The following is a 3,181-nucleotide window of genomic DNA, read 5'->3' as shown; positions in this document are numbered from 1 at the left end:
CCCGTCGGGACCGTTTAAGGTAACGCAAGTTATTTTAGACTCGTTAGCTCAGTTGGTAGAGCAATTGACTTTTAATCAATGGGTCACTGGTTCGAGCCCAGTACGGGTCATATCTGCGGGTTTGGCGGAATTGGCAGACGCACCAGATTTAGGATCTGGCGCTTAACGGCGTGGGGGTTCAAGTCCCTTAACCCGCATTGAGATATAATAGATGAGCCGGCTTAGCTCAGTTGGTAGAGCATCTGATTTGTAATCAGAGGGTCGCGTGTTCAAGTCATGTAGCCGGCATTTTTAGATAGAAGAAAATAGTGCGAACGTAGTTCAGTGGTAGAACACCACCTTGCCAAGGTGGGGGTCGCGGGTTCGAATCCCGTCGTTCGCTTAGAGAGGCCGGGGTGGCGGAACTGGCAGACGCACAGGACTTAAAATCCTGCGATTGGTAACGATCGTACCGGTTCGATTCCGGTCTTCGGCATAAACTAATGAGCACCCTTAGCTCAACTGGATAGAGTACCTGACTACGAATCAGGCGGTTAGAGGTTCGACTCCTCTAGGGTGCATTTTTCTATTTAACTCGGGAAGTAGCTCAGCTTGGTAGAGTACTTGGTTTGGGACCAAGGTGTCGCAGGTTCGAATCCTGTCTTCCCGATTCATGGCGGTGTAGCTCAGCTGGCTAGAGCGTCCGGTTCATACCCGGGAGGTCGGGGGTTCGATCCCCTTCGCCGCTATAATGATCTTGTCGGACCTTTAGCTCAGCTGGTTAGAGCTCTCGGCTCATAACCGAGTGGTCGTAGGTTCAAGTCCTACAAGGTCCATTTGAATATTGGAGGATTACCCAAGTCCGGCTGAAGGGAACGGTCTTGAAAACCGTCAGGCGTGTAAAAGCGTGCGTGGGTTCGAATCCCACATCCTCCTTTTATATTAACGCGGGATGGAGCAGCTCGGTAGCTCGTCGGGCTCATAACCCGAAGGTCGTAGGTTCAAATCCTGCTCCCGCAATAAGGCTCGGTAGCTCAGTTGGTAGAGCAATGGATTGAAGCTCCATGTGTCGGCGGTTCGATTCCGTCTCGCGCCATTTTATTGATAGTATTTATGCGGGTGTAGTTTAGTGGTAAAACTACAGCCTTCCAAGCTGTTGTCGCGAGTTCGATTCTCGTCACCCGCTTTGAACTTTGTTCAAATTACCAAGTTTTTTAACTTGGGCGCGTAGCTCAGGTGGTTAGAGCGCACGCCTGATAAGCGTGAGGTCGGTGGTTCGAGTCCACTCGTGCCCATTAATTGGAGAATTACTCAAGAGGCTGAAGAGGACGGTTTGCTAAATCGTTAGGTCGGGTAACTGGCGCAAGGGTTCGAATCCCTTATTCTCCGTTTTAATGAGAGTTTGTAACTCTCTTTTTCATTTGGCTCTTTGTCAACTGTAGTGGGTTGAAGTCAGCTAAGCTCGAGAAAGGACAAATTTCGTCCTTTCTTTTTTGATGTTCAGAGCGATAAAAATCCGTTTTTTGAAGTTTTCAGGCTCTTTGTCAACTGTAGTGGGTTGAAGAAAAGCTAAAATCTTTATATATTGTCGATTTTATGGTTGTTCTAATTTATTATTACTTCCAACTCTTGAGAGAAATTTCTCCGCTATTGAGCCAGATTTCTTTTCCGTTATCACATTGCACCAAAAGTTTTCCACTTTCAGAGATGTCTTTAGCAAGTCCCTTGTAGTCTTTTTGATCTAGTGTGAAAGTAACTTCTTTTCCAAGAACGAATGACTGTTTTTTGTATAGGTATAATAGCTCTTCTGCTGGTGTTTCGAAGAAAGTACGCCAGATTTCTATGATCAATTCATTCCTTGTTATAGGAGCTGTAGCTTTAAATAAGCTGGCAGCTTTTTCTTTTAATTCCTGAGGGAAGTCTTTAATAGTGAAATTGATACCTACTCCAATAATGATATCTGTGACTAAGCCAGTTTCTACAGAGGTCATTGCTTCAGTGAGAATTCCTCCAATTTTATGATTGTTTAGGTAGATATCATTGACCCATTTTATGTCGACATCTATTAAAGTTAGGTTCTTAATGGCTTTGTAGACAGCTCCAGCTACAAGTAGTGTGTAGGACGGTAATTTGTCATAGGGAAGATTTGGTTTAAGATGGAGGGTCATATAAATGCCACCTTGAGGAGAGTAGAAGGAGCGTTGAAAACGGCCACGCCCTGCTATTTGATAGGAAGCTAGATAGAGGGTGTTTGCTTCATAGCCTAAATCAATTGCTTCTTTTGCATCTAGTTGTGTTGATTTTGTTTCGGGTTTAAAACTGATTTTAATTGGAAGATTTTCTTCTAGAATCTCTGGAAGAATAAGGTCACCATTCATCAGTTTATATCCTCTATTTTTGATACTATCAATTTCAATCCCTTCTTGTTCTAGTCGCTTGATAGCTTTCCAAATTGATGTTCGGCTTAGGGATAGTTTTTCTGCGATTTTTTCTCCGCTGATATAGTCGGTTTCTTTAGATAGGATTTGGTAGACAGCTTGGTAGGATTTCATAATGTTGCCTTTCTCACTAGTTGGTATTGAGAGTATTCTTTTCTTGTATGACTTGGAGTCTGATTAAAGTATTGTTTATAAGCTTTCGAAAAATGTAGTGGATCTGAAAAACCTACCGAGTATGCAATTACCTTGATGGATTCTTGGGTATTTTCGAGAAGTTGTTTAGCTCGGTGCATTCGAACGTAGAGTAGGTATTCTTTGGGTGATAAGGTATTAAATTCTTTGAATACGCTTGATAAGTAGCTTCTGTGAACGGATAGTTCTTTTGTTAAATCTTGAATTGTAAGTGATTGAGGATAGTGGCTATCAATTAATCGTTTGCATTCAAGATAGAGTTGGTAGGTTGATGAAATATTCTTTTTTCTGATTGGGAGCAATAGTTCCCAGATGAAACATCAGTTCATGGAGTTGTCCCATGATATGGAGTTGAGCTAATTCATTGGATTTTGTAATCTGAGCGAAGCGAACAATGTCTGAGATGAGTTTTGCAGTAGTCTGGGTATGACAAGTTTCAGATTGGATGAGATAGGATTGATCAGAAATTTGAGAAAGGGCAAAAAAAATCAGGAGCTTTCCCTCCAGTGATTCCTAACCAGTAGTAGGCCCAAGGTTCTTTACTATCTGCTTGATATAGTCATTTAGTTTTA

Annotated in this window: 1 protein-coding gene, 15 tRNA genes and 1 pseudogene; 15 read left to right on the top strand and 2 right to left on the bottom strand. The window is 42.5% G+C overall.

Annotation, left to right across the window (positions count from 1 at the left end):
- The first annotated feature begins 37 nt into the window (after positions 1-37).
- The 15 genes from HT736_RS10750 to HT736_RS10680 all read left to right on the top strand — a co-directional run bounded on the left by HT736_RS10750 (position 38) and on the right by HT736_RS10680 (position 1,368).
- Positions 38-110 (top strand) — tRNA-Lys (locus tag HT736_RS10750).
- 5 nt (positions 111-115) lie between these two features.
- Positions 116-197: transfer RNA gene (locus tag HT736_RS10745), tRNA-Leu, on the top strand.
- A gap of 18 nt (positions 198-215) precedes the next feature.
- A tRNA-Thr gene (locus HT736_RS10740) sits at positions 216-288 on the top strand.
- A 22-nt stretch (positions 289-310) separates the two neighbouring features.
- Positions 311-382, top strand: a tRNA-Gly gene (locus tag HT736_RS10735).
- A 7-nt stretch (positions 383-389) separates the two neighbouring features.
- Positions 390-475: transfer RNA gene (locus HT736_RS10730), tRNA-Leu, on the top strand.
- Between the two features lie 11 nt (positions 476-486).
- Positions 487-560: transfer RNA gene (locus HT736_RS10725), tRNA-Arg, on the top strand.
- Positions 561-575: 15 nt separating this feature from the next.
- Positions 576-649: transfer RNA gene (locus HT736_RS10720), tRNA-Pro, on the top strand.
- Positions 650-654: 5 nt separating this feature from the next.
- A tRNA-Met gene (locus HT736_RS10715) sits at positions 655-728 on the top strand.
- A gap of 13 nt (positions 729-741) precedes the next feature.
- A tRNA-Ile gene (locus HT736_RS10710) sits at positions 742-815 on the top strand.
- 10 nt (positions 816-825) lie between these two features.
- Positions 826-915: transfer RNA gene (locus HT736_RS10705), tRNA-Ser, on the top strand.
- A gap of 10 nt (positions 916-925) precedes the next feature.
- A tRNA-Met gene (locus HT736_RS10700) sits at positions 926-999 on the top strand.
- Positions 1,000-1,002: 3 nt separating this feature from the next.
- Positions 1,003-1,075, top strand: a tRNA-Phe gene (locus tag HT736_RS10695).
- 19 nt (positions 1,076-1,094) lie between these two features.
- A tRNA-Gly gene (locus HT736_RS10690) sits at positions 1,095-1,165 on the top strand.
- A 35-nt stretch (positions 1,166-1,200) separates the two neighbouring features.
- Positions 1,201-1,274, top strand: a tRNA-Ile gene (locus tag HT736_RS10685).
- A 6-nt stretch (positions 1,275-1,280) separates the two neighbouring features.
- Positions 1,281-1,368 (top strand) — tRNA-Ser (locus tag HT736_RS10680).
- 227 nt (positions 1,369-1,595) lie between these two features.
- On the opposite strand, the gene birA is transcribed toward HT736_RS10680, so the two are convergent.
- Positions 1,596-2,531: a bifunctional biotin--[acetyl-CoA-carboxylase] ligase/biotin operon repressor BirA gene (birA, locus tag HT736_RS10675; RefSeq protein ID WP_000844510.1), complete on the bottom strand. Its 936-nt coding sequence runs from the start codon at positions 2,529-2,531 to the stop codon at positions 1,596-1,598.
- Positions 2,528-3,165 (bottom strand): annotated as a pseudogene (locus tag HT736_RS10670) (AraC family transcriptional regulator); the annotation flags it as partial. The gene birA and the pseudogene HT736_RS10670, both read right to left, overlap by 4 nt.
- Between the last annotated feature and the right edge of the window lie 16 nt (positions 3,166-3,181).

The sequence above is a fragment of the Streptococcus sp. 339 genome (assembly GCF_013277285.1).
GTDB classification, from domain to species: Bacteria; Bacillota; Bacilli; order Lactobacillales; family Streptococcaceae; genus Streptococcus; species Streptococcus pseudopneumoniae.
Note: the sequence above shows the minus strand (reverse complement) of the source record. Positions and strands in the feature narration are given on the sequence as shown.

Excerpts from the sequence above, each read along its gene's own strand:
- birA (WP_000844510.1), bottom strand. The coding sequence starts at position 2,531 with ATGAAATCCTACCAAGCTGTCTACCAAATCCTATCTAAAGAAACCGAC.